23 protein-coding genes are annotated in these 24,404 nt (G+C 66.6%); 17 read left to right on the forward strand and 6 right to left on the reverse strand.

Going from position 1 to position 24,404, the window contains the following annotated elements:
* Window positions 1-367: 367 nt before the first annotated feature.
* Window positions 368-1,015: a nuclease-related domain-containing protein gene (locus FPY90_RS01820; protein WP_498683488.1), complete on the reverse strand. Its 648-nt coding sequence runs from the start codon at window positions 1,013-1,015 to the stop codon at window positions 368-370.
* 569 nt (window positions 1,016-1,584) lie between these two features.
* Between FPY90_RS01820 and coaE the strand changes: the two genes are divergently transcribed.
* The 11 genes from coaE to FPY90_RS01875 all read left to right on the forward strand — a co-directional run bounded on the left by coaE (window position 1,585) and on the right by FPY90_RS01875 (window position 10,654).
* Window positions 1,585-2,193: a dephospho-CoA kinase gene (gene coaE, locus FPY90_RS01825; protein ID WP_498683490.1), complete on the forward strand. Its 609-nt coding sequence runs from the start codon at window positions 1,585-1,587 to the stop codon at window positions 2,191-2,193.
* Window positions 2,183-2,509, forward strand: a complete 327-nt coding sequence (locus FPY90_RS01830; RefSeq protein ID WP_498683492.1) for a hypothetical protein — start codon at window positions 2,183-2,185, stop codon at window positions 2,507-2,509. Before coaE ends, FPY90_RS01830 begins: the two co-directional genes overlap by 11 nt.
* Window positions 2,506-2,979, forward strand: a complete 474-nt coding sequence (locus tag FPY90_RS01835; protein ID WP_498683493.1) for a hypothetical protein — start codon at window positions 2,506-2,508, stop codon at window positions 2,977-2,979. Before FPY90_RS01830 ends, FPY90_RS01835 begins: the two co-directional genes overlap by 4 nt.
* Before the next feature lie 139 nt (window positions 2,980-3,118).
* Window positions 3,119-4,135 carry a COX15/CtaA family protein gene (locus FPY90_RS01840; RefSeq protein WP_498683495.1) on the forward strand — a complete coding sequence of 339 codons (1,017 nt, stop codon included), beginning with the start codon at window positions 3,119-3,121 and terminating at the stop codon, window positions 4,133-4,135.
* Window positions 4,136-4,220: 85 nt separating this feature from the next.
* Window positions 4,221-6,323: an excinuclease ABC subunit UvrB gene (gene uvrB, locus FPY90_RS01845; protein ID WP_071213283.1), complete on the forward strand. Its 2,103-nt coding sequence runs from the start codon at window positions 4,221-4,223 to the stop codon at window positions 6,321-6,323.
* 85 nt (window positions 6,324-6,408) lie between these two features.
* Window positions 6,409-7,104 carry a DUF2975 domain-containing protein gene (locus FPY90_RS01850; protein WP_498683497.1) on the forward strand — a complete coding sequence of 232 codons (696 nt, stop codon included), beginning with the start codon at window positions 6,409-6,411 and terminating at the stop codon, window positions 7,102-7,104.
* Entirely contained in the window at window positions 7,101-7,340 is a 240-nt protein-coding gene (locus FPY90_RS01855) for a helix-turn-helix domain-containing protein (RefSeq protein ID WP_498683498.1), read from the forward strand. The genes FPY90_RS01850 and FPY90_RS01855 overlap by 4 nt, the downstream gene beginning before the upstream one ends.
* A 209-nt stretch (window positions 7,341-7,549) precedes the next feature.
* Complete coding sequence (locus FPY90_RS01860) at window positions 7,550-8,563, forward strand: TerC family protein (RefSeq protein ID WP_498683500.1); 1,014 nt, start codon at window positions 7,550-7,552, stop codon at window positions 8,561-8,563.
* Window positions 8,564-8,667: 104 nt separating this feature from the next.
* Window positions 8,668-9,978, forward strand: coding sequence for an MFS transporter (locus tag FPY90_RS01865; protein WP_071213280.1), 1,311 nt, complete (start codon window positions 8,668-8,670; stop codon window positions 9,976-9,978).
* Complete coding sequence (locus FPY90_RS01870; RefSeq protein ID WP_498683502.1) at window positions 9,975-10,337, forward strand: DMT family transporter; 363 nt, start codon at window positions 9,975-9,977, stop codon at window positions 10,335-10,337. Before FPY90_RS01865 ends, FPY90_RS01870 begins: the two co-directional genes overlap by 4 nt.
* Window positions 10,334-10,654, forward strand: a complete 321-nt coding sequence (locus FPY90_RS01875) for a DMT family transporter (RefSeq protein WP_071213278.1) — start codon at window positions 10,334-10,336, stop codon at window positions 10,652-10,654. Before FPY90_RS01870 ends, FPY90_RS01875 begins: the two co-directional genes overlap by 4 nt.
* 131 nt (window positions 10,655-10,785) lie before the next feature.
* Here FPY90_RS01875 and FPY90_RS01880 read toward each other — a convergent pair whose 3' ends face one another.
* From FPY90_RS01880 to FPY90_RS01890, 3 genes are all read right to left on the reverse strand, one after another.
* Window positions 10,786-12,015, reverse strand: coding sequence for a cobalamin-independent methionine synthase II family protein (locus FPY90_RS01880; RefSeq protein WP_498683505.1), 1,230 nt, complete (start codon window positions 12,013-12,015; stop codon window positions 10,786-10,788).
* A gap of 186 nt (window positions 12,016-12,201) precedes the next feature.
* The gene (locus FPY90_RS01885; protein WP_498683507.1) at window positions 12,202-13,479 is read right to left on the reverse strand and encodes an alpha/beta fold hydrolase; all 1,278 of its coding nucleotides are present in this window, start codon (window positions 13,477-13,479) and stop codon (window positions 12,202-12,204) included.
* Window positions 13,476-13,955, reverse strand: coding sequence for a GNAT family N-acetyltransferase (locus FPY90_RS01890; RefSeq protein ID WP_498683508.1), 480 nt, complete (start codon window positions 13,953-13,955; stop codon window positions 13,476-13,478). Before FPY90_RS01890 ends, FPY90_RS01885 begins: the two co-directional genes overlap by 4 nt.
* Window positions 13,956-14,070: 115 nt before the next feature.
* Here FPY90_RS01890 and FPY90_RS01895 point away from each other — a divergent pair, with 115 nt between their 5' ends.
* Window positions 14,071-14,925 carry a metal-dependent hydrolase gene (locus FPY90_RS01895; RefSeq protein ID WP_498683510.1) on the forward strand — a complete coding sequence of 285 codons (855 nt, stop codon included), beginning with the start codon at window positions 14,071-14,073 and terminating at the stop codon, window positions 14,923-14,925.
* A gap of 78 nt (window positions 14,926-15,003) precedes the next feature.
* Here the strand turns inward: FPY90_RS01895 and FPY90_RS01900 are convergent, their stop codons facing one another.
* Entirely contained in the window at window positions 15,004-17,535 is a 2,532-nt protein-coding gene (locus tag FPY90_RS01900) for a DEAD/DEAH box helicase (RefSeq protein ID WP_498683512.1), read from the reverse strand.
* 52 nt (window positions 17,536-17,587) lie between these two features.
* On the opposite strand from FPY90_RS01900, the gene FPY90_RS01905 reads away from it, so the two are divergent.
* The 3 genes from FPY90_RS01905 to FPY90_RS01915 all read left to right on the forward strand — a co-directional run bounded on the left by FPY90_RS01905 (window position 17,588) and on the right by FPY90_RS01915 (window position 20,298).
* Complete coding sequence (locus tag FPY90_RS01905; RefSeq protein ID WP_071213273.1) at window positions 17,588-18,376, forward strand: trans-aconitate 2-methyltransferase; 789 nt, start codon at window positions 17,588-17,590, stop codon at window positions 18,374-18,376.
* A 57-nt stretch (window positions 18,377-18,433) separates the two neighbouring features.
* The gene (locus FPY90_RS01910; RefSeq protein WP_071213272.1) at window positions 18,434-18,742 is read left to right on the forward strand and encodes a hypothetical protein; all 309 of its coding nucleotides are present in this window, start codon (window positions 18,434-18,436) and stop codon (window positions 18,740-18,742) included.
* 119 nt (window positions 18,743-18,861) lie between these two features.
* On the forward strand, window positions 18,862-20,298 hold the full coding sequence (locus tag FPY90_RS01915; RefSeq protein ID WP_498683515.1) for an HNH endonuclease: 1,437 nt from the start codon (window positions 18,862-18,864) through the stop codon (window positions 20,296-20,298).
* Here FPY90_RS01915 and FPY90_RS01920 read toward each other — a convergent pair whose 3' ends face one another.
* Window positions 20,299-20,961 (reverse strand): MBL fold metallo-hydrolase, encoded by a 663-nt coding sequence (locus FPY90_RS01920; RefSeq protein ID WP_498683517.1) that lies wholly within the window; start codon window positions 20,959-20,961, stop codon window positions 20,299-20,301. It abuts the gene before it with no gap.
* Between the two features lie 86 nt (window positions 20,962-21,047).
* Here FPY90_RS01920 and FPY90_RS01925 point away from each other — a divergent pair, with 86 nt between their 5' ends.
* Both FPY90_RS01925 and uvrA read left to right on the forward strand, forming a co-directional pair.
* On the forward strand, window positions 21,048-21,431 hold the full coding sequence (locus FPY90_RS01925) for a GntR family transcriptional regulator (RefSeq protein WP_083410976.1): 384 nt from the start codon (window positions 21,048-21,050) through the stop codon (window positions 21,429-21,431).
* Between the two features lie 62 nt (window positions 21,432-21,493).
* A complete protein-coding gene (uvrA, locus tag FPY90_RS01930; protein ID WP_139194695.1) occupies window positions 21,494-24,376 on the forward strand; it encodes an excinuclease ABC subunit UvrA in 2,883 nt (960 codons plus the stop codon).
* The last annotated feature ends 28 nt before the right edge of the window (window positions 24,377-24,404 follow it).

Genomic DNA, 24,404 nt, shown 5'->3' on the forward strand with positions numbered 1-24,404 from the left:
GAGGGACTGCGCGCGCAGCCGGGCGTGAAGGCGCCGACCAGGGAGCAATTGGCCCCGGTCGGCGCCTTCGCCTGTCCTGCCGGCTCCGCTCGGCTGCCCGCCGACGCCCACCCGGTGTTGTCGCCCACGCAGGATGCGCCGCAGGGATTCTGTTCGGGGTCCCCGGGATGTAGCACCGTTCGCGCAGCAGGCGTCCCGGGACGCGCAGTGCCGCGGTGAGTTGCCGGGGCCGAGTCCCGCACCGGAAGGCCAAGGATTCCTTTGTTCCAGCGACATCGCAAGCAAGCCGTGGTAAGCCCAGAACGAAGGTAGTTGGTCACAAACTCTTAGCCTGCTTTCGACCAGCTTCGAACATCGACACCTGACATCACGCGGACTTGAACCGCGAGGCTATCGCCTCACGCATCCGCGCCACATCGACGTCCCCTGTTGACTGTTCCATAAGTACTTTGGCCAACCGCTTCGGCCAGAGCACGTGAACGCCACGAGTTGAGAACGCGCCGCCAACCAGGGGCCAGTCGGCTTCGACGAAGCACAGTGCCCCCGTGACCGGAACATCCCCGGCGAAGTCGCGCACGACGTCGATCTGCTTGAGCACCCCATCGACCAGTTTCGTGCAATCGCGCCGGGCCACGAAAAGCTTCTCGACGCGTGGGCGAAGGATGCCGCCCTCGATCTTCAGCTCAGGTCGTCCCTTGTATCGCTTGGCGTCGATCACCCAGATTCCTGCGCGAGTGATGACGATGTGGTCGATGTTGGCCTTCGAACCCGGGATGCGCCGGTCGTGGAGGACCGCGAGGCCATCGGCGGCCAGGCCATCCAGCCGGGCGCCGAGTCGTTCCTCGCCGATCGCGCCTCGATCCCAAGACTTGGTGTGCTGCCGCTCTTCGGACAGGGCGACGGCGAGGCCGCCGAAGCGCCCCCACTTTTCGCGGAGCCTGTCCTCGTCCTTCGCCTTGCGGCGCTCATATTCACGCCGGGCGGATGACCCGGCTACCCCGGACTCGGTGGACAACGAAGCATCCCGAGGCGGTGCCATGCCTGGGGACATGGTTTTCGTGGCTCTGGTGGCACACTCCACGCAGCGGACGGTCTTTGTCTCGCTCTCATAGATCGCTTCTGTCCCGACCGGAAGAGGGGCGCCGCACACACGACACACTCCGGCGTACCGAAGCCTCATCTGCTTCATGGGGATACGGGGCGGAACGCTCGATCGAACCCGGCCTGCCGGTAAACCACGACGGTAAGGCCGCCGATGCGCTTTGTCATGGCTCAATCCTCACCCATGACGGGAAGTTTTTCAGGGGTGCCGCGCGTACGGCTGTCAAAGACCTTGCAACCCTCCCGGCGGAAGGAACCGCCAGCTGAACGTACCACCCAGGGCGGTACTGGCACCTACGGGACCTTGTGGCCGAGGACCCCGCCTTGCAGCATGTCAAGCTGCCCCGGAAACCCATTCGTGCCCCCGCCATGACGCGGATGGTGATGGTTTGCCCCGAACAGCCGCTTTGCATGAGCGTGCGGGGCGGCGGTGCGATGACACGCGTCCCCGGCTTTGGCCCGCACCTGTCGTAGGCTAGGTGCATGCTCAATGTTGGCCTGACAGGCGGAATCGCCGCCGGGAAGTCCGCCGTCGCCAGGATGCTGGTGGACCGCGGCGCGGTGCTCATCGATGCCGACGCGATTGCCCGGGCCGTCGTGGCACCCGGGACCCCGGGGCTCGAAGCGGTCGTTGCCGCCTTCGGCCCCGGTATCCTGGCCGCCGACGGCACCTTGGACCGCCCCGCGCTCGGCGCGCTGGTCTTCGCCGACGCGGCGGCCCGCGAAAAACTGAACTCCATCGTCCACCCGCTGGTGCGCGCCGAGGCCGCCCGCCTGCGCGCTGCCGCACCCGCGGGGGCCGTCATCGTCCAGGACATCCCGCTGCTGGTGGAAACCGGCCAGGTAAAGGACTTCGACAAGGTCCTGGTGGTGGCCGCACCGCTGGCCGAACGCCTGCGCCGCATGGTCGAGGACCGGGGGATGGCCGAGGCCGACGCCCTGGCGCGGATCGCCGCGCAGGCCACCGACGAGCAGCGTGCCGCGGTCGCCGATGCCGTGATCAACAATTCGGGCACGCTGGAACAGCTGCACCAACGCGTCAACGAGATCTGGGAGACCCACATTGCCCCATTCACCAACCATGCCCACTGAGGACGAGGGGGCGAAGGCCGAGTTCGCCGCACGCTTGGAGACCGAGGAGGCCAAGGCCCGCACCGAGATGCGCATCATCCGCATCCTGTGGGTGCTGGCCGCCGCGACCCTCGCCGTCGCCGTGGTCCTCTGGCTCGGCTTCGGCGGGCGCGACCAGTACATCGCCCGTTCCTCCGGCTACGACGCGCAGGTGCTGGTCCCGGCCTGGCTCGCGCTCGCCGGCCTGCTGTCCGCCGCCGCGGCCACGGTGCTCGGCGTGATCCGGCTGATGCGCGGCGCGCTGGGCAACATCCTGCAGAGGCAGGCCCGCAAGTGAACACCGCGCTGGTTGCCGAATCCTTCCTCCGGCACGAACCTGCCGACGGCACCAAGGCCCACCTGGTGAGCATCCAGCGGGATCCCGGGCTCGCCGCAACGCTGGAGGGCACCCTGGGAGCGGTCCAGCTGCGCTACCACTCGCTGCAGCTCATTCCGGTGGACCTGGTCGACGACCTGCCCGGAATCTGGAATGCGCTGCTGGATGCCGTGGAAGGTTTCCTCGCCGACGGCAGGGCCGAGGTGGCCTACCCGTCCATCGAGGCGCAGATCCTGCTGGAGCGCAGCGGAAACCTCACCAAATTCACCGCCGGGAAGGTCCGCCACATCGTTGACGCTTCCGAGCTGGTCGACGGCATCCTGGACGGCGCCGAGGCGTACTTCGGCTTCGCGCCCCACGCGGCGCAGACTGCCCTCGATCGCATCGGGAAGCTGCGCACCGTCGCCGCAGCGGCCGCGCCCGGCACCTAAAGGAGAAGGCCCCGGACCGGATCCACGGTGTCCGGGTTGCCGCACGGTGGACTATCTTGGAAAGCACGGAAGAACGGGCGGACACCTGGCCCCGCGTGCTTCCGGGAGAACACGCGAAACCGAAGGACCGATGACTTTCATGCCGCCAGACACCCCGCAACCTTCGAGCCGCACGACGGGCCGGGACCGCTCCATCCGGGGCGGTGCTCCCGCGAGGACCCCGTTTGGATGGCTCGCCGCACGGGTCTGCCTGGGTCGGCCGGCGCTGCGCTCGGCCTCCCTGGCCTCCGTGGTTGCAGCCATCCTGATCATCGTCGGCGGCGGTGTTGTTCGGGTGACCGGCTCCGGGCTCGGCTGCCCCGACTGGCCGACCTGCATCGACGGCTCGCTTGGCCCCACCGCGGAAATGGGCTGGCACGGGATCGTGGAATTCGGCAACCGGCTGCTCACCGGGGCGCTGTGCGCCGTTGTCGGGTGGGTCATCATCGCGGCGCGCCTGCAACGGGACCCGGCACCGGCAGTGACCCGTTGGGCGTGGATGCAGTTCTGGTTGGTCGTCCTCAACGCCGTCATCGGCGGCATCACGGTGTGGGTCAAGCTGAACCCCTTTGTGGTCGCGGGGCACTTCTTGGCCGCGACCCTGCTCCTGACGGCGGCCGCAGTCACCTGGCACAAGGCCCGGGAGCTAGACCTTCCCCCTGTCCCCGCCGCGTCGCGCAGGTCGATCAACCTCGGCAACGCCCTGCTGGCCGCGACGGCCGTCCTCATCGTCGTCGGCACCGTGGTGACCGGGACCGGGCCCCACGCCGGTGATTCCGCCGACGTGCCACGCATGCCTTTTTCCTGGCTGGCGGTCACGGTGATCCACGGTGTCGCGGCGCTGGTTGCGATCGGCCTGGCCGTGGCGCTGCGGCGGACCGCGCAACGCCCGGGCGAAACGGCCGTGGCGGCCAAGGCCGGGATGTTCATCGCGGTGTTCCTGGCCCAGGGCCTGATCGGCGTGGTCCAGGCCTTCACCCATCTTCCCGAGGCGATGGTGGTGCTGCATCTGGTGGGTTCGGCACTCGTCTGGGTCGGTGCGGTGCGGGTGTATCTTGCCGCACACGGCGGCGAGCGGGCGGCACACGGCCTGAGCGCCGGATCCAACACCGCATAGGAGGTTTCCCGGAGCCACCGGGACGGCTTTCAGCCTCGGGCGAGCGGGCATCCAAACCATCGGTGCCAGGGCGTAGCCTAGGAACATGAGTCTTGCGCAGCAAATCAACCGCGTCGTTGCCCCCTTCGAGGTCATCAGCGAGTTCACGCCCGCCGGCGACCAGCCCACGGCCATCAAGGAGCTCACCGAACGGATCAACGCCGGCGAAAAGGACGTGGTGCTGCTCGGCGCCACCGGAACCGGCAAGTCCGCCACCACGGCCTGGCTCATCGAACAGGTGCAGCGCCCCACCCTGGTGATGGTGCAGAACAAGACGCTGGCCGCGCAGCTGGCCAACGAGTTCCGCGAGCTTTTGCCCAACAACGCGGTCGAGTACTTCGTGTCGTACTACGACTACTACCAGCCCGAGGCATACGTCCCGCAGACCGACACCTTCATCGAGAAGGACTCCTCCATCAACGAGGAGGTCGAACGGCTGCGCCACTCGGCCACCAACGCGCTGTTGACCCGCCGCGATGTCATCGTGGTCGCCACGGTCTCCTGCATCTACGGCCTGGGCACCCCCGAGGAATACGTCGCGGGCATGGTCACCCTGAAAAAGGGCATGGAACTGAACCGCGACGACCTGTTGCGCAAGTTCGTCTCCATGCAATACGCGCGCAACGACATGGACTTCCACCGCGGCACCTTCCGGGTGCGCGGGGACACCGTGGAGATCATCCCGATGTACGAGGAGCAGGCGCTGCGCATCGAGTTCTTCGGCGACGAGGTCGAGTCGATCCACACGCTGCACCCGGTCACCGGCGAGGTGATCCGCGAGGAAAACGAGATGTATGTCTTCCCCGCCAGCCACTACGTCGCCGGTGCCGACCGGATGAGCCGGGCCGTGAAGGACATTGAGGACGAGCTGCAGCAGCGCCTGTCCACCCTGGAATCGCAGAACAAGCTGGTGGAGGCCCAGCGGCTGCGCATGCGCACCACCTACGACCTGGAGATGATGGAGCAGATGGGGTTCTGCAACGGCATCGAGAACTATTCCAGGCACATCGACGACCGTGCCGCCGGCACCGCCCCGCACTGCCTCATCGACTACTTCCCGGACGACTTCCTGCTGGTCATCGACGAATCCCATGTCACCGTCCCGCAGATCGGCGCGATGTACGAGGGCGACATGTCGCGCAAGCGCACCCTGGTGGAGCACGGCTTCCGCCTGCCTTCGGCGATGGATAACCGACCGCTGAAGTGGGACGAGTTCCTCGAGCGCATCGGGCAGACCGTCTACCTCTCGGCGACCCCGGGCAAGTACGAGCTCGGCAAGGCCGACGGCGTGGTCCAGCAGATCATCCGCCCCACCGGGCTGATCGACCCGGAGATCATCGTCAAGCCGACCAAGGGGCAGATCGACGACCTGCTCGACGAGATCCGTGCCCGCGTCGAACGCAACGAGCGCATCCTGGTCACCACGCTGACCAAGCGAATGGCCGAGGACCTCACCGACTACTTCACCGAGCACGGGGTGCGGGTCCAGTACCTGCACTCCGACGTGGACACGCTGCGCCGCGTCGAGCTGCTGCGCGAGCTGCGCATGGGCCTGTTCGACGTGCTGGTGGGCATCAACCTGCTCCGCGAGGGCCTGGACCTGCCCGAGGTCTCGCTCGTGGCGATCCTGGATGCCGACAAGCAGGGCTTCCTGCGCTCGGCGACCTCGCTGATCCAGACCATCGGCCGCGCCGCCCGAAACGTCGACGGCCAGGTGCACATGTACGCGGACAAGATCACCGACGCCATGGCCCAGGCCATCGAGGAGACCAACCGCCGCCGCGAGGTGCAGCAGAAGTACAACAAGGACCACGGGGTGGACCCGCAGCCGCTGCGCAAGAAGATCGCCGACATCACCGATTCGCTGGCCCGCGAGGACGCCGACACCCAGGAGCTGCTGAACAACCAGCGCCTGGCCAAGAACGCCAAGCGTTCGAGCGCCGGCACCAGGAAGGCCCACGAGACGGTGCGGGCCGACGGTTTGGCCGCCGCCCCGGCGGAGAACCTGGTGGAGATGATCGAGCAGATGACCGAGCAGATGCACGCCGCGGCCGCCGAGCTGCACTTCGAGGTTGCCGCCCGGCTGCGCGACGAGGTCTCGGAGCTGAAGAAGGAACTTCGGCAGATGAAGAACGCCGGCCACGCGTAACCGGGTTTGCGTGCCTGCCCCCTTGCCCCGCCAGCGGCTGGACCGTATTGTTTATCGATAGTACCGTTTATCGATAGGGGTCGTCATGAAGCACCGCGGGGCAAGACCGGGCGCGCTGGCGCTGGAAATCCTCCTGTACATCGGGGTCGCGTGCACCGCCGTTCTTGGGTTGCTGCGCACGCTCCTGGGTTCCGCAGGTTTCGGGGGCATGCTTCCGGGCTGGGCGTGGGGCGTGAGCGAGCGCCTCTTCGGGCCCTACTTCCTGGGCGAGGTGCCAAGCGTCCGCGCGCCGCTGGTGAACGGCGTCGAAGTGCACACGACACCCGAGCTGTATGCGTACGGAGCCGAACCCGTGCCCACCGGGCGCGGCGAATTCTCCGGCCCCTTCGAGGCCCGGGTCAGCGTGTTCGCCCCGGACTTCACGCAGCGTGTCGGCCTGCTGGGCGGCCAGCTGCTGGCGGTGCTCCTGGCCCTTGGAATCCTGCTTCTTCTGGTGCGGATGGTGCGCACCCTTCGCCGCGACGAGGGCCCCTTCACCTCGGCCAACGCAAATCGGCTGCGGTCGATCGCCTGGCTCGTCGGCGCCGGCGGAACCGCCAGCTCCCTGCTGGTCGCCTGGGGCCAATGGCTCGTCTTGAACGACGCAGCCATTGCCCCGTTCGTGGACAACCGCTTCGAAATCAACGTTCTCCCGCTGCTGGCGGGCGCCGGCATCTACGTCTTCGCCGAGCTGTTCCGCCGCGGCGCGGCGATGCACGCGGACCTGGAACGGGTCATATGAGTGCCCCCGCTCGGGACGACGAACCGCACGGCATCCGGATCCGGCTGGATGAGGTGCTCGAGGCCCGCGGCATGAGCCTGGCCGAGCTGGCCCGGCGCGTCGATGTCACCGTGGCGAACCTTTCGGTGCTCAAGAACGGCCGGGCGAGGGCCGTGCGCTTCAGCACGCTTTCGGTGATCTGCCGGGAACTTGGCTGCCAACCGGGGGACCTGCTGGCCTTCGACGGGGACCGGTGAAACCGCAGGTCATTCACGAGCCTGAAACATCGATGCGCTAGACTGTTCCAAGCGTAGGGGAGTATCCCACTTGTGCTGTGGTCGTCAACACGCGAGGCATCGATGCCTCGCCGGGCACAGCGGTCGTCCCGATCTGAGCGGACGGCGGAGAGACTTGCGGTAATTCCACGTACCCCGTTTTGAAAGGCCCCACATTGGGAAACCACGGCTTGTCGCTGCAGTTTGAGATTATCTCGCTCTCGGCATTGTGCATCATTCTTCTTCTTGACCTGCTTTACGTGGTCAAGAAACCACACGAACCCTCGATGAAGGAATCCGGCCTCTGGGTCGGTTTCTACGTCACCCTCGCCCTGATCTTCGGTGCCGTCGTCTGGTGGCAGGCGGGCCCGGACATCGGCCAGCAATTCATTGCCGGTTGGGTCACCGAATACTCGCTGAGCATCGACAACCTGTTCGTGTTCATCATCATCATGGCCCGCTTCTCGGTGCCGCGGAAATACCAGCAGGAAGTGTTGATGTTCGGCATCATCATTGCCCTGATCCTGCGCGGCATCTTCATCATCCTCGGTGCCGCAGTCATCGAAAACTACTCGTGGGTCTTCTACATCTTCGGTGCCTTCCTGCTGTGGACCGCCTGGAAGCAGGCCACCGACAACGGCGAGGACGAGTCCGACGGCGCCAACAGCGGCATCGTCTACAAGCTGACCAAGAACCTGCCGATCTCCAAGGACTTTGACGGCAACAAGCTGCGCACCACCATCGACGGCAAGAAGATGTTCACCCCGATGGTCATGGTCTTCATCACCATCGGCATGACCGACCTGCTCTTCGCCGTCGACTCGATCCCGGCGATCTTCGGTTTGACCCAGTCCCCGTTCATCGTCTTCACCGCGAACCTGTTCGCGCTGATGGGCCTGCGCCAGCTGTACTTCCTGCTCGGCGGCCTGATGGACCGCCTGGTCTACCTCAAGCACGCACTGTCGATCATCCTGGCCTTCATCGGCGTCAAGCTGGTCTTCCACGCGATGCACGTGAACGAACTGCCGTTCATCAATGGCGGCCAGCCGATCCTCTGGGTCCCGGACTTCTCCATCACCGTCTCGCTGGTGGTCATCCTGGGCACCATCGTCATCGCGACCGTCGCCTCGCTGCTCTCCCCGGCCGGACGCCGCGCCGCCGCCGAGCACAAGGCCGAACAGTCGGCCAACAAGGACAGCGAGTAACCTCGCAGCTCCCACGCCGCACCCGCTCGGGGTCCGTCTTCCGCTGTTTCGGAAGAACGGGCCCCGAGCCCCGTTAAAGGCAGCGGCGTTGCTAGGCTGGGCGGGTGAACACAACCCCGGCCCCGACCTCCATCCATCCCGCGCCCGAGCGGGTGCGCGCCCAACGCCGCACCGTGGCCACGCTCTCGGTGTCCCAGCTGCTCAGTGGCGTGGGCAACGGCGCCGGGCTGGCCATCGGATCGCTCATGGCCGTGGAATTGACCGGGTCCAACGCCTTCGCCGGGGCGGCAACCACCGCGATCTCCGTGGCCGGCGCCCTCAGCGCGCTGCCGCTGGCAGCGCTGGCCGTGAAGCGCGGGCGCCGCAGGGCGCTGTCCCTGGGCTACTTCCTGGCCGCGCTTGGCGCCGTCGGGATGATGTTGGCCCCGGTGCTTGGTTCCTTCCCCGTGCTGCTGCTCGGGGCCGCGCTGCTGGGCGTGGGATCGGCGGCGAACCTGCAGGCCCGCTTCGCCGCCACCGACCTGGCCGCCGACGCCACCCGCGGGCGCGACCTGGGACTGGTGGTCTGGGCCATCACCATCGGCGCGGTCGCCGGCCCGAACCTCATCGGACCGGGGTCGGCGCTGGGCGGGCAATTCGGCCTGCCGCCGATGAGCGGGCCGTTCCTCTTCTCCCTGGCCGGCATGCTGCTGGCCATCCTGGTGCTGAACATCGGGTTGCGCCCGGACCCCATCGATCTCGCCCGGGCCTGGGAAAGGGAAGACGGCGTGCCCCCGCACCCCGTCGCGACGGGCCGGCGCCGCGGGTCCCTGGCCACCGGGCTGTCGGCGGTGCGCGCCTCTCCGGGCGCGACCCTGGGCATTGCCACCATCGTGGTCGCCCACCTGGTGATGGTCGGGGTCATGTCGATGACCCCGGTGCACCTCAAGGACCTGGCCGCCACCCCCGGGCACGAAATGCACGGGGGCAGCGCCGACATCCTGATCGTCATCGGCTTCGTCATCTCCCTGCACATCGCCGGGATGTATGCGCTCTCCCCGTTCATCGGGGCGTGGGCGGACAGGATCGGCCAGCCGCGGATGATGCTGGCAGGCATGACGGTGCTGGTGGCCGCCGTGCTGGTCGCCGGACTCGGCGCCGATTCCCGGGCCGCGGTCACGGTTGCGCTGGTGCTGCTGGGCCTGGGCTGGTCGATGTCGACGGTCTCCGGCTCCGCGTTCCTGGCCGAGCGGGTGGACCGTCCCCGCCGCGTGCTGGTCCAGGGCGTCTCCGACACCCTCATGGGTGCGGCGGGGGCGCTGGGCGCCGCCGGGTCCGGGGTGCTGCTGGCCACGCTGGGCTTCGCCGGCCTGGGCTACCTGTGCCTGGGCTTCATCCTGGTCGTCGCGTTCTTCTGCGTGCGCGAACTCAAGTGAACAAGTGGTTCCTGCTCTCGCTGGCCATCGCCACCGAGGTCGCCGCCACCCTCGCCCTGAAGGCCGCGCTGGGGGAGCCGTGGTGGTACGCGGTCGTGGTGCTGGGCTACGCCGGTGCCTTCACCTGCCTGGCGCTGGCCATGCGCGCGGGCCTGGGACTCGGGGTCGCCTACGGCATCTGGGGCGCCCTCGGGGTGGCGTTGACCGCCGTCCTTGCGATGCTGCTTTTCGCCGAGGCGCTCACCCCGCTGATGGTCCTTGGCCTGGGAATCATCATTGCCGGCGTCGTCCTGGTGGAATTCGGGTCCCAGCACGCCCTGCGCCAACGGGCCCTGAAGACGCGGGAACGTACATCATGATGTGGCTTTTCCTGGGAACCGCGATCATCGCCGAGGTCGGCGCGACGATGTCGCTGCGGGCAACGCTCACCGGCTCCAGGGCCTGGTACGTCCCGGTGGCCGCCGGCTACCTGCTGGCCTTCACCATGCTCTCCCTCGCACTGCGCTCCGGGATGGGCATCGGGGTGGCGTACGGGATCTGGGCTGCAGCGGGGGTGGCGATCACCGCGGTGCTGAGCAAATGGATCTTCAAGGAACCGCTGACGCTGCTGATGACGGCCGGGATCGTACTGATCGTCGGCGGGGTGCTGCTGGTGGAGCTCGGCTCCCCGGCCTAGACCAGCCCCGGCTCCAGCAGGCTGTTGGGGGTGTACAGCAGCGAGTCGGCCACCGGCCGCGGCAGACACGCCCACGGACAAAAAGCCGCCGCGCCCCGGTGCGTGCGGCGGCTCCCATCGGTTGGCGGGGATCAGGCGATGATCTCGGCGCCCTTCCACAGGCGCTTGGTGGCCAGCGCCGCGCCGGCGCCCAGGGCTTCGAGCTTGGCCATGGCGATCTGCGGGTGCACGCGCCCGCCCAGCCCGCAGTCGGTGGACGCGATCACGTTCTCGCGTCCGACCAGGTTCGCAAAGCGCTCGATGCGGTCGGCGACCAGCTCCGGGTGCTCGACCACGTTGGTGGCATGCGAGACGACGCCGGGGACCAGGATCTTTCCCTCGGGCAGTGCACGGTCCTCCCAGATGCGCCATTCGTGCTCGTGGCGCACGTTCCCGGCCTCGAAGGAGATCATGTTGGCATTGATTCGCAGCACCGGGTCCAGGATGTCGGCGAACGGGATGTCGGTGGTGTGCGGGCCGTGCCAGGAACCCCAGCACACGTGCAGCCGGATCCGCTCGGCCGGCAGCCCGCGCAGCGCGTGGTTGGTGGCCTCCACGCGCAGCTCCAGGAACTTCAGGTAGTCCTCCAGGCTCGGCTCCGGGTTGACCTGGTCCCAGGATTCGGCCAGCGACGGGTCGTCGATCTGCAAGATGAGCCCGGCATCGAGGATCGCCTTGTACTCCTCGCGCATGGCATCCGCGGCAGCGAAGAGGTATTCCTCGTCGCTGGTGTAGAAGTCGTTGGCCAGCCGCGCGCAGGAGGCGGGGGAGAGCGCCGCGAGGAAGCCCTCCTCGGTGCCCGTGGCCGCCATGGCGGTCTTCAGGTTCTTGATGTCCGATGCCACCAGGTCGTGCCCGGTGTAGGTCAATGGCGCGACGACCTTCGGCTGCGTGGTGGCCTTGCGGTGCGCCAGGATGCCGGAGGCCGGATCGGCGTACGCCTCGGCGAAGGCCCGGCGGTCGCGGCGGTCCGGGAAGGAGGTGAGCACCACGTTGCCGGGGGACGAACGGTTGACCGTGGTCTCGGCCCAGCGGTCGACGGTGGTTTCCTGCAGCCCGCCGAGGCGGGCGAAGGAGTAGTTCCACCAGGCGCCGAAGTCGACGGCAGAGGACATGGTGTGCCCGAATTCGCCGTCGTTGGGGATGTCGATGCCCAGCTCGCGCTGCCTGGCCACGATGCCCGTGACGGAGGTTTCGAGCAGTTCGAGGAACTCGGGGGTGATTCCGTCGCGTTCCCTGGCCTCGTTGGCGGCCAGCAGCGCGTCGGTGCGCGGCAACGAGCCGGCGTGGGTGGTGCGGATGTGGCTGGTCTTAAAGGACATGGGCAAGTGCCTACTTTCCATCGGTCCTGGCAGTAGCACCGTTGCCGGCCCGACGGGGTCCCGTCGGCGGGGCGGGTTGCTGCGGCGTCATCGATCCAGGTCTCTCGGCCGCTCCGGATGGTTGCACTTCAACACCTATCACGGAAGCGTTTCCCGTCGTGATTGCGACCGGCAGTGTGACGCGGCCTAGTCCTTGCCCAGCTCCAGCAGCTTCGCGAAGATCATCGCGCCCTCGTCGCCGATCCCGTCGTGGTGGAACTCCTCGGTTTCCCACACCCGCACGTTGCCGACCGCCGCGGCGGTTTGAAGCGACAGGTCCCGATCCACGTACACGTCGTGGGCGTAGACGGCCGCGGCGACCGGCACGGTGTTGGCGGCCAGCACCGCGGGGTCGTAGAGCGGTTCCCAGTCCTCGTGCTCGGCCAGGATCCGGGCGGTTTCCTCCAGCGGGCGCAGCACCGCGTCGTCTTCGAAGTACCAGCTGAACACCATTTCCCCGGTCAGCAGCGGGAATTCGGCATCGGGGGAGAACGCCGGGAACTCGGCCAGCACGCGCTGCGCGGACCAGTTGGTGGCCGCTCCCTGCGCGTAGATCGACTCGTGCATCAGCGCGTAAAGCGGGTTGGTGGTGCGGTCGGCCTGCTCGGCGACCGCAGCCAGGAAGGTGTCCGAGAGCCGCCTGCCGCCAGGGGTGTCGATGAAGGCGGCCTCGAAGACGTGGTGCAGCGAGTGCACCCGGGCGTTGCCGCCCAGGAACTGGCCGAGCATCTGCACCAGCGGCACGGTGAGCGCCCGGCCGTTGGGCAGGTGCTCCTCGGTGTGGGCCAGGTGCGCGACGATCCCGCGCAGGACCTTGCGATCCTGCGGGTACCAGTCGAAGTATTCCGCGTTGCGCTCGGCCATCCGCCGGTACGTCGCCCGGTACACGGTGTCCGCGTCAGCGGTGAGCGAGGCCAGCCCGCCGGTGACGATGCAGCGTTCCAGGGCCGCCGGGGCCAGGGACAGATAGGTCAGCGTGCAGAAGCCGCCGTAGCTTTGTCCGAAGGTGCTCCACTTCTCGATCCCGAGATCCTTGCGGATGGCTTCGGCGTCGCGCACGATCGAATCGGCGCGGAAGTGCGTGAGGTACGCGGCCTGTGCCGCCGCGTCCCCGCGCATCGGCAGGGACTGGCGGTTGGCCGGGGTGCTCAGGCCGGTGCCACGCTGGTCAAGCAGCAGGATGCGGAAGGTCTTGGCCGCCTCGGCCATCCAGCCGGTGAGCGAGGCCGGACGCGGGGACTTCCCGCCCGGTCCGCCCTGCAGGTAGAGCAACCAGGGCAGCGAGGCGGGATCGGCGTGCCCGGTGGAGGAAATCTCGCGGGCAAAGACCGTGATCTTTTCGCCCGCCGGGCGGGCGTGGTCCAGCGGGACCTGGAAGTAGTGCTCGGTGGTGTTCATCCCGCGGAAGGTGTGGGTGGTGCTCATGCCCCTGCCCCCAGTTCCGCCAGGGCTGCGCCTTCGAGGCGCCGCACGGTCCAGCCGTCCATGGAACCGGCGCCGAGCGAGTCGTAGAAGCCGATGGCCGGGGTATTCCAGTCCAGCACGCTCCATTCCACGCGCCGGTAGCCGCGGGCCACGGCAATGCGTGCCAATTCGGCCAGGAGTGCCTTGCCGTGTCCGGCGCCCCGCGCCGACTCGCGCACGTAGAGGTCCTCGAGGTGGATCCCGTGGGTTCCCTCCCAGGTGGAATACGTCAGGAACCACAGGGCGAAGCCCAGCACCGTGCCGTCCTGGTCCACCACGTGCGCGTACACCTGCGGGTCCGGCCCGAAGAGATGGGCGGCGAGGTCCGCTTCGGTGTTTCTCACGGCGTCGGGCTCGCGCTCGAAGAGCGCCAATTCGTGGATGAGTTCAAGGATGGCGGGGGCGTCGGCGGGCGCCGCGGGGCGAATCAGGGGCATGTGACCAAGCCTACCGGCGGGCCATGCGTGCCGTGAATCCAACGCGTGGGTGGCAGCACTTAAGGTTGGGGGCGATCGAGAAGCAAGAACCAAAGCAAGGACGGCACCAAGCAATATGATGGGCGGCCACCACGCGGCCACCGGCGCAGCAGCCTGGATCGCGTTGACCACGAATTTCAAGCTCCCCACCGGGAGTCTCTCCGAGAAGCTGACCTGGCTGCCCGATGCGATCCCGCTGGGATTCGGCCTGCTGGAGCAATCCCCGATCGCCGGGGTGGCGGGCGCCATGGTCTGCGCGGGGGCGGCGCTGCTGCCCGATGCGGACCACCGCCGGGCCACCATCGCGCACTCGCTGCCGCCGGTGTCCAACGCGATCTGCGCCGGCATCGGAGAGGTTTCCGGAGGGCACCGCAACGGCACGCACTCGCTGCTGGGCATCGCGGCGTTCACCGTCCTGGCCTGGGTGCTGGGGCTGTGGACCATGGAGAATTCCCGCTTCGGGATCATCTACCCGGGTGCCGGGCTGTTGGCGGTGCTGCTGGTGTCCTTTGCGCTGAAGGCGCTGAAATTCATTCCCGACACCATGGCGAAGCTGCCGTGGTTGGTCTCGGTTCCGGCCGGCATCTTCGTGGCGGTGTTCTCGCCCGACGAGCAGAACTGGCTGGTCCTGGCGGTGGCCGTGGGCTGCGCGGTGCACATTGCCGGGGACATGCTCACGGTCGGCGGCTGCAACCTGATCTGGCCGATCAAGATCAAGTCCCCGCGCTTCATCCGCCGCATGCCGCTGCTCAGGGACGTGTGGAAGCCCGGAGGCCGGATCGCCATCCCCGTGCTGGGCCGGGCAGGCTCGGTGCGCGAATGGCTGCTGTGCATCCCGGTGTCCATCTACGCGCTGGCCGGGCTCGTGGTGCCGATCGTGCTGCTGGCCCACAACCAGGTCCAGCCACTGACCAAGCTCTTGGGGTTCTAGGCAACTCCGGGAGGTCCGGACACAACACAGGCGCCCGCCGGGAAATCCTTCCCGGCGGGCGCCTGTGTTTGGTGCGTGCTAGTCCTTGCGGCCCACATTGGTCACCGTGATGACCGGGTACCCGGCCTCGTCGGAGTCCGCCAGGTTGACGGTGGCGTCGATGCCCCAGTCGTGGTGGTTGGCCGGGTCGGCGAAGACCTGGCGCACCGTCCAGCTGTCCTTCGAGGTGGTGATCAGCAACAGGTTGGGCCCACGGCCGCCGGGGCCGTCGTCGATGTCCTCGTGTTCCTCGAAGTACGCGTCCATGGCATCGGCCCACGCATCGGCGCCGAAGCCGGAATGCCCGTCCAGCTCGCCCAGGGCGGAGTCCTGCTCGTCGGCGAAGAGCTTCACACGGCGGAACATCTCGTTGCGCACCATCACGCGGAAGGCCCGCTCGTTGGAGGTCAGGCGCTCGGGGGCCGGCGGGATGATCTCGGCGTCGGGCTCGTGCAGCACCCCGTTGGCCAGTTCCTCCCATTCGTCCAGCAGCGAGGAGTCGATCTGGCGGATCAGTTCCCCGAGCCACTCGATGAGGTCCTCGAGGTCCTCGCGCAGCGCGTCCTGCGGCACGGTCTGGCGCAGCGCCTTGAAGGCGTCGGTGAGGTACCGCAGCAGCACGCCCTCGGAGCGGGACAGCGAGTAGAACTGCACGTATTCGCTGAAGCTCATGGCTCGCTCGTACATGTCCCTGACCACAGACTTGGGGGCCACCTCGAAGTCGCCGAGCCACGGGGCGCCGGCGCGGTACTGCTCGAAGGCATTGGTGAGGATCTCGGCCAGCGGCTGCGGGTAGGTGACCTCCTCGAGCGCGGCCATGCGGTCGTTGTACTCCATGCCCTCGGCCTTCATCGCGGCAATCGCCTCGCCGCGGGCCTTCTTCTCCTGGGCCGAAAGCACCTGGCGCGGCTTTTCCAGCGTGGCCTCGATGACCGAGACCACATCCAGCGCGTAGCCGGGGGACTCGGCGTCGAAGAGTTCCAGGGCCGCCAGCGCGAACGGGGACAGCGGCTGGTTCAGCGCGAAGTTCTCCTGCAGGTGCACCGTGAGGGCCAGCATGTTCCCGTGTCTGTCGGGGTGCTCGAGGCGTTCGACGACCCCGGTGGCCAGCAGCTCGCGAAGGATGCCCAGCGCCTTGCGCTGCAGGGCACGCTGCCGCACCGGCGGCTCGTGGTTCTCGGTGAGCAGCCGGCGTGCCGCGGCGAAGGAATCGCCCTCGCGCGCCAGCAGGTTCAGCAGGATCGAGTGGGTCACCGCGAACGAGGAGTTCAGCGTCTCGGGGGTGGAGGCGATGATCCGCTCATAGGTCTTTTCTCCCCAGGTCACGAAGCCCTGCGGCGGCTTCTTCTTGACGACCTGGCGGATCTTCTTGGAATCGTCGCCGAACTTCGCGACCGCCTTCTCCATGGCCTTCTTGTTCTCGATGGAGTGCTCGGGCGCCTGGACCACGACGGTTCCGGCGGTGTCGAAGCCCGCGCGGCCCGCGCGGCCGGCGATCTGGTGGAATTCGCGGGAATTCAGGATTCGGGTGCGCACCCCGTCGTACTTGGACAGCGCGGTGATCAGCACGGTGCGGATGGGGACGTTGATGCCCACGCCCAGGGTGTCGGTGCCGCAGATGACCTTGAGCAGTCCGGCCTGGGCCAGCTGCTCGACCAGCCGGCGGTACTTGGGCAGCATGCCTGCATGGTGGACGCCGATGCCGTGGCGGACCAGCCGGTTCAGCGTCTTGCCGAAGCCCGGGGCGAACCTGAATCCGGCGATGAGCTCGGAGATCCTGTCCTTTTCCTCGCGGGTGCACACATTGATGCTCATCAGCCCGCTGGCCCGGTCGATGGCCTCCAGCTGGCTGAAGTGCACCACGTAGATCGGCACCTGCTTGGTGGAGAGCAGTTCCTCGATGGCTTCCTGCACCGGGTCCTGCGAGTAGTAGTAGTGCAGCGGGATGGGCCGTTCGGCGTGCGCCACGGTGGTGGTGTCGCGTCCGGTGCGCAGCGTCAGTTCGTCCTCGAAGCGGCTGACATCGCCCAGGGTGGCGCTCATGATCAGGAATTGCGCCTGCGGGAGCTCGAGCAGCGGAACCTGCCAGGCCCAGCCGCGCTGCGGGTCGGAGTAGAAGTGGAACTCGTCCATGACCACCGGGCCGAGGTCCGCGTTCTTTCCTTCGCGCAGGGCGATGTTGGCAAGGATCTCGGCGGTGCAGCAGATGATGGGGGCGTCCTGGTTGACCGAGGAATCGCCGGTGACCATTCCGACGTTCTCCGCGCCAAAGATCTTGCACAGGTCAAAGAACTTTTCCGAGACGAGTGCCTTGATCGGGGCGGTGTAGTAGCTGCGCTCCCCGCGGGCCAGCGCGTGGAAGTGCGCGGCGACGGCCACCAGTGACTTGCCGGATCCCGTGGGGGTGGCGAGGATGACGTTGTTGCCGGCCACGAATTCCATGACGGCCTCGTCCTGCGCCGGGTAAAGCCCGATGCCGCGGTCCTCCACCCACTTCACGAAGGCTTCGTAGGTGGATTCGGCGGTGGCACCGCGTGGGGGAGTGTTGGGCAGCAACTCGGTAAGTTTCATGATGTGTCCAAGACTATCGGTTTACGAGGGGCTTTCCGCTTACGCTGTGGTTATGAAATGGGACCCGAACAAGTACGTGCAGTTTGCAGACCATCGCGACCGTCCGTTTTACGATCTGACGGCCCGTATCACCGCCGCGACGCCGCAGCTCGTGGTGGATATGGGGTGCGGTCCGGGACCCCTGACCCATTCGCTGGCCGAGCGCTGGCCCGATGCCCGGGTGACCGGGTTGGACTCCTCGGAGGAAATGATCGAGCAGGCCCGGGCCAAGCAACACGCGGCCAACCTGTCCTTCGCCATGACGGATGCGAGCACCTGGATGCCGGCCCCCGACACCGACGTGCTGGTCTCCAACGCGATGCTGCAATGGATCCCCGAACATCGGCAGCTCATCGCCAAGTGGCTGGGGGCATTGGCCCCCGGGGCCTGGTTTGCGGCCCAGGTGCCGGGCAACTTCGGCTCCCCTTCCCATACTTTGATGCGGGAGCTGGCCAACTCGGAGCGTTGGGCCCCGCAGCTGGCCGGGGTCCTGCGGCAGGACGACGCGGTGGGGGAGCCCGCCGACTACCTGAAGATCCTGCTGGCGGCCGGATTCGAATCCGATGTCTGGGAAACGACGTACGGGCAGATCCTCAGCGGGCCGGACCCGGTCCTGGAATGGGTGCGCGGGACGGCGCTGCGTCCGGTGCTTGCCAGGCTTTCGGAAACAGATGCGGCCGCGTTCGAGGCCGAGTATGCCCGTTTGGTATCCCAGGCGTACCCCTCCTTCGCGGACGCCCGCGGGGGCTCCCTGACCTTGTTCCCGTTCCGGCGTATCTTCATGGTGGGTCGCAAGCGCTAACCTTCCCCAAGGCAACCAGATTCCCAGGTGGGATGCCGCTCTCCTAGGCTAGGGAACATGAAGAAGCTTTTGCCGGTTCTTGCCGCTGCCACCTTGATGCTCGCCGCCTGCTCCGGGCCGTCAGCCGAAGACTTTCGCCTGAACGACCAGCAGGGGAACACCGCCTGCATCCACTTCGGCAGCGGATACGCGGATACGGGAAACCTCGGCGCAACCAACATGAAGAAGGCGGCCGAGCACGGTTCCAAGGCTTCCACCGAACAAATCCGCACCGCGGTCGACACCGATGCCGCCGGGGCCCCCGAAATCACAGACAAGGACGCGTTCAAGAAGGCCTGCGAATCCCAGGGCATCAAGTTCCATTAGCCACTACGAGCACGATTTTTCGAAAGTATTTTCTTACCGCACTTTGACTAGGCTTTTTATGATGGATTGCGCTCGCCGGAACCTTCACAAACCTGCGATCCGGGCGTAGAATGGTAAGTATGTTCGAAGATTCCCAGGAATACGATTCGAACCCGAGATCCCTCACCGTGGAGGAAGCTGGGGAAATCCTCCTTGGCCATCGCCACATCCCCTCGGATCTGCGCAGGCCTCCCAAGCAGCGCTCTGCAGCGGAAGGGCCCGGCGACGGCTACGTCGATTTCATCAACGGCATGGCCGAGGCCGTGACCCACTTGCCGCAGACCGTGGGTGAGCAGGTGCGGGGCGCTCGGATCTCAGCGATGGAGCGCGCGAAATCCGCCCTCTGTGCGGCCCAGGCCAAGGAAGCATACGCCCTGGAGCAGGACATCATTGCCAGGCACCGTGAAGAAGGCCTATACCAGCAGAACCCGGCGCGTGGCACCGGCGCTGAAGTCGCCCTGGCGCGCAAGGAGGCCCAACACCTGGGGCCCCGCTTCGTGAACTACTCGCGGGCCATGATCGAGCAAATGCCCTACACCTTCAACGCGCTGGAGCGCGGTGAGCTCACCGAAGAGCGCGCCATGCTTATGGTGAGCAAGACCAGTGACATACATGTCGACGTTCGCCGACAAATCGACCGGAATATGGCAGGGGAGCGAGGCGCCCTCGAAGGCGTGGGCACCAAGCAACTGGCATCGCGCATCGACAAGGAAGCCCTCGCCTACGACGGCCGGGTCGAAGCCAACAAACAGGCAGATGCCATGGTCAAGCGCCGCGTGACGCTGACCCCGACACCCGATGGGATGATGCGACTGAACGCACTTCTCACCGCGGCGCAGGGCGTTGCGGTGAAGCAGGCGCTGCGGGCCGAGGCTTCCAAGCTCCGCTCCAGCGAGGATCGCCGCACCGACGACCAGACCATGGCCGACGCGCTGGTCTCGGGAATCACCGGGCACGCAAACGGGCTGCGGCCCTCGCTGCTGGTGCACCTGAACATGACCGACCGCACGCTGCTGGCGGGAGACAGTGAACCTGCGCACCTGTATGGCTACGGAACCATCTCTGCAGCCCATGCCCGGTGGCTCATTGCCGGTGACCGAACTTCTTCGGAAGAAGAAAGCGAGGTCGACGTCTGGATGCGCCGCGTGTATACGGCGCCCACGACGGGCGAACTCTTGGCTATGGACTCCGAATCCCGCAGTGTGCCGCCCAAACTCAGGGATCTCATCGAGATACGCGACCAATTCTGCCGAACACCATATTGCGATGCCCCGATTCGCCACATCGACCACGTCTATCAGGTGCGCAGGGGCGGGACAACCACCGAAATTAACCTGGACGGACGCTGCGTCTGCTGCAACCAGGTGAAAGAGACCGAAGGCTGGGAAGAACACCTCATCCGGGGACAGCGGCATAGCATCCTGATCACCACCCCCGGCGGACAGATGTATCGAGCCATGGCGCCGCCCCTGCCGGGGACCCCGGAATCACCTCCGGGGTCCCCAAAGGAACCCTGACTACCAGCCCCTGTTGCGCCATTCGTCCAGGCTCGGACGCTCCGCGCCCAATGTCGTTGATGACCCGTGACCCGTGAGAACCAAAGCCTCGTCCGGGTACGCTCCAAAGAGCCGCGTCTCCACGTCGTCAAGCAACGAGGTAAAACGCTGCGGATCGTTCCCCGTGTTTCCCACTCCACCGGGGAACAAGGAATCCCCGCTGAAGATCACCGTGGTTCCACCGCTGTCCCGCAACACATAGGCAATCGAGCCCGGGGTGTGCCCACGAAGGTGCACGCACTCCAGGACCACTTGGCCAACGGATACCGTGTCGCCATGCTTCAGCGGAACATCAATGACGACGTTGGCGCCGGCAGCAATGCCGTCCACGTCCTCGGCACCCGCGTAGGTCTTCACCCCGGTCTTGCCGGCGTACTCTGCCAGCGCCCGGATGTGGTCCCAATGCTGGTGGGTCGTGGCAATGCCCGCAAGCTGCGTAGGGACGTTGGCGTCCGAAGCAGCGGAGTCAACCAATCCCTCGATGGCCGCCACATCGTCGGCCGCATCGATCAGCAACTGGGAGCCATCGCCCTTGGACGTCACGAGGTAGATGTTGTTGGACATTTCGGAAACGCTCACGGATCGGATGGTCACGTCAGTGAGGTCAAGGAAGGTTTCACTCATTGCAACATCCTATGTGGAACGCCGAATCCGGCGCGATAGGCTGAAGCGCAAGCACCGCCCCCCGGCACCAACAAAGGACGGCACACGTGGACAGCAATCCGCTGGCATTCATCGCTCTCGACAGCACGGACAAAACCGCTCCCTACCAGCAAGTCAGGCAGCAGATACTCGTCGCCATCTCGAAGGGACGACTCAAGGCCGGGACAAAACTGCCCTCGGTCCGGGCGCTCGCCGAACAACTCGGTCTCGCGGTCAACACGGCGGCGAAGGTTTACAAGGAATTGGAGGCGACCGGTGTCGTCGTGACCCGGGGCCGCCACGGCACGATCGTCCAAGCGGCGGAAGATGAAGGCGCGGTCGCCGTTGCCGACGCCGCCTCCGAGCTTGCGGCCGTTGCGACACGCTGGGGGATCTCGGAGAAAGCAGCCATCGGCTACGTCCGGGCGGCGTTCACTTCGCAAGTTGGATAGACCTGCGTCTTGTTGCTCACAAGTTCGCTCCATTCGAACCAGTTTTCGATTAGCATGATCTGGTGGCTACTTCCCGCTCCCCTGAAACCCTCCGTCCGCACGACCTGACCCGCCTGGTGGTGAAGGGCGCGCGCGAACACAACCTACGCAACGTCGACCTGGATTTGCCCCGTGACGCAATGATCGTGTTCACCGGCCTTTCCGGCTCCGGAAAGTCGTCCCTGGCTTTCGACACCATCTTCGCCGAAGGGCAGCGACGCTACGTCGAATCCCTCTCGGCCTATGCCCGCCAGTTCCTGGGGCAAGTGGACAAGCCGGACGTCGACTTCATCGAGGGGCTCTCGCCCGCGGTGTCGATCGACCAGAAGTCGACCTCGAAGAACCCCCGGTCCACCGTGGGAACCATCACCGAGATCTACGACTACATGCGACTGCTCTGGGCACGCGTGGGCCGCCCATACTGCCCGGTGTGCGGCGAAGCCGTCACCAAGCAAACCCCGCAGCAGATCGTGGACCAGCTGCTCGAGCTCGAACCCAAGACCCGCTTCCAGGTCCTTGCACCCGTCGTGCGCGGCCGCAAGGGCGAATTCGTGGACCTCTTCAAGGAGCTCGGCTCCAAGGGCTATTCCCGCGCCCGGGTCGACGGGGAAACGATCCAGCTTTCCGACCCGCCGAAGCTCGGCAAGCAGTTCAAGCACACCATCGAGGTCGTGGTCGACCGCCTGGCCATCAACGACACCGTGAGCCAGCGCCTGACCGACTCCATCGAAACCGCGCTGAACCTCGCCGAGGGCCGGGTCCTGATCGACTTCGTCGACCTCGACCCGGAAGACGAGGGCCGGGTGCGCGCCTTCTCCGAGAACCTTGCCTGCCCCAACGAGCACCCGCTGGCCATCGATGAAATCGAACCGCGCTCGTTCTCCTTCAACAACCCCTTCGGCGCCTGCCCCGCCTGCAGCGGCATCGGCACACGCCTGGAGGTCGACGAGGACCTGATCATTCCCGACGTGGAAATGCCCCTGGGCCAGGGTGCCATCGCGCCGTGGTCGCTGGGCACGGCCACCACCGAATACTGGAACCGCCTGCTCGGGGGACTGGGCGCGGAGCTGGACTTCACGCTGGAAACCCCCTGGAACAAGCTGCCCGCCGTCGCCCGCCAGGCCATCCTGCACGGCAAGGACCACAAGGTCGTGGTGCAGTACAAGAACCGCTTCGGCCGGGAGCGCAAGTACTCCACCGGCTTCGAGGGCGTCGTCCAGTACATCCACCGCAAGCACCTGGAAACCGAATCGGACAACGCCCGAGACCGGTACGAGGAATACATGCGGCAGATCCCGTGCCCGGAATGCAACGGCGCACGCCTGAACTCCGCCTCGCTGTCCGTGCTGATCAACGACAAATCCATTGCCGAGGTCTCGGCCATGCCGATGCGCGAATGCTCGGAGTTCCTCGAAAACCTCGTCCTCACCGGACGCGAGGCCCAGATCGCGAACCAGGTCCTGAAGGAAATCCAGGCCCGCCTGCGCTTCCTGCTGGACGTCGGACTGGAGTACCTGAACCTGGAACGTGCCGCCGGCACGCTTTCGGGCGGCGAGGCCCAGCGCATCCGTCTGGCCACGCAGATCGGCTCCGGACTGGTCGGGGTGCTCTACGTGCTCGACGAGCCCTCCATCGGGCTGCACCAGCGCGACAACCGCCGGCTCATCGAAACCCTGACCCGGCTGCGGTCCCTGGGTAACACGCTCATCGTCGTCGAACACGACGAGGACACCATCGCCGAGGCCGACTGGATCGTCGACATCGGACCCGGCGCCGGGGAACACGGCGGCGAGGTCGTGCACTCCGGGTCCCTGGAGGGCCTGAAGGCCAACACCCGCTCCATCACCGGCGACTACCTCTCCGGGCGCAGGAAGATCGAGATTCCGGCCAAGCGCCGCAAGATCGACAAGAAGCGCGAAGTCAAGGTCATCGGTGCCCGCGAAAACAACCTCGTGGACGTCACCGCCCGCTTCCCGCTCGGCGTGCTCACGGCCATCACCGGCGTCTCGGGCTCCGGAAAGTCCACGCTGGTCAACGACGTGCTCTACAAGGTGCTCGCCAACCGGCTCAACGGAGCCAAGCAGGTCCCCGGACGCCACACCCGCGTCGAGGGCCTCGAACACCTGGACAAGGTCATCCACGTCGACCAGTCGCCCATCGGCCGCACCCCGCGCTCCAACCCGGCCACCTACACGGGGGTCTTCGACCACATCCGCAAGCTCTTCGCCGAGACCAACGAGGCCAAGGTCCGCGGCTACCTGCCGGGACGCTTCTCGTTCAACGTCAAGGGCGGACGCTGCGAATCCTGCTCGGGGGACGGCACGCTGAAGATCGAGATGAACTTCCTTCCGGACGTCTACGTCCCGTGTGAGGTTTGCCATGGTGCGCGCTACAACCGCGAGACCCTGGAGGTCCACTACAAGGGCAAATCCATCGCCGACGTGCTGAACATGCCCATCGAGGAGGGTGCGGAGTTCTTTGCCGCGTTCACCCCGATCGCCCGCCACCTGCGCACCCTGGTGGAGGTCGGGTTGGGCTACGTCCGACTCGGGCAGGCCTCCACCACGCTCTCGGGCGGCGAGGCACAGCGCGTGAAGCTCGCCGCGGAACTGCAGAAACGCTCCAACGGACGCTCCATCTATGTGCTCGACGAGCCCACGACCGGCCTGCATTTCGAGGACATCCGCAAGCTCCTGCTGGTCCTGCAGGGGCTGGTGGACAAGGGCAACACCGTGATCACCATCGAGCACAACCTCGACGTGATCAAGTCCGCGGACTGGGTCATCGACCTGGGCCCCGAGGGCGGTTCCGGCGGCGGCGAGATCATTGCCGTCGGCACGCCCGAACAGGTCGCCAAGGTCGAGGCCAGCTACACCGGAAGGTTCCTCGCGCCGCTGCTGGGCTAGCTGCGAACGCCGTGCGTGTATGCCGTTT

Origin of the sequence: Arthrobacter sp. C2 (assembly GCA_024207135.1) — a bacterium.
In the GTDB taxonomy this organism is placed as follows: Bacteria; Actinomycetota; Actinomycetes; order Actinomycetales; family Micrococcaceae; genus Paeniglutamicibacter.

Excerpts from the sequence above, each read along its gene's own strand:
- coaE (WP_498683490.1), top strand. The coding sequence starts at position 1,585 with ATGCTCAATGTTGGCCTGACAGGCGGAATCGCCGCCGGGAAGTCCGCC.
- FPY90_RS01830 (WP_498683492.1), top strand. The coding sequence starts at position 2,183 with ATGCCCACTGAGGACGAGGGGGCGAAGGCCGAGTTCGCCGCACGCTTG.
- FPY90_RS01840 (WP_498683495.1), top strand. The coding sequence starts at position 3,119 with ATGCCGCCAGACACCCCGCAACCTTCGAGCCGCACGACGGGCCGGGAC.
- uvrB (WP_071213283.1), top strand. The coding sequence starts at position 4,221 with ATGAGTCTTGCGCAGCAAATCAACCGCGTCGTTGCCCCCTTCGAGGTC.
- FPY90_RS01850 (WP_498683497.1), top strand. The coding sequence starts at position 6,409 with ATGAAGCACCGCGGGGCAAGACCGGGCGCGCTGGCGCTGGAAATCCTC.
- FPY90_RS01855 (WP_498683498.1), top strand. The coding sequence starts at position 7,101 with ATGAGTGCCCCCGCTCGGGACGACGAACCGCACGGCATCCGGATCCGG.
- FPY90_RS01875 (WP_071213278.1), top strand. The coding sequence starts at position 10,334 with ATGATGTGGCTTTTCCTGGGAACCGCGATCATCGCCGAGGTCGGCGCG.
- FPY90_RS01880 (WP_498683505.1), bottom strand. The coding sequence starts at position 12,015 with ATGTCCTTTAAGACCAGCCACATCCGCACCACCCACGCCGGCTCGTTG.
- FPY90_RS01885 (WP_498683507.1), bottom strand. The coding sequence starts at position 13,479 with ATGAGCACCACCCACACCTTCCGCGGGATGAACACCACCGAGCACTAC.
- FPY90_RS01890 (WP_498683508.1), bottom strand. The coding sequence starts at position 13,955 with ATGCCCCTGATTCGCCCCGCGGCGCCCGCCGACGCCCCCGCCATCCTT.
- FPY90_RS01895 (WP_498683510.1), top strand. The coding sequence starts at position 14,071 with ATGATGGGCGGCCACCACGCGGCCACCGGCGCAGCAGCCTGGATCGCG.
- FPY90_RS01900 (WP_498683512.1), bottom strand. The coding sequence starts at position 17,535 with ATGAAACTTACCGAGTTGCTGCCCAACACTCCCCCACGCGGTGCCACC.
- FPY90_RS01905 (WP_071213273.1), top strand. The coding sequence starts at position 17,588 with ATGAAATGGGACCCGAACAAGTACGTGCAGTTTGCAGACCATCGCGAC.
- FPY90_RS01910 (WP_071213272.1), top strand. The coding sequence starts at position 18,434 with ATGAAGAAGCTTTTGCCGGTTCTTGCCGCTGCCACCTTGATGCTCGCC.
- FPY90_RS01915 (WP_498683515.1), top strand. The coding sequence starts at position 18,862 with ATGTTCGAAGATTCCCAGGAATACGATTCGAACCCGAGATCCCTCACC.
- FPY90_RS01920 (WP_498683517.1), bottom strand. The coding sequence starts at position 20,961 with ATGAGTGAAACCTTCCTTGACCTCACTGACGTGACCATCCGATCCGTG.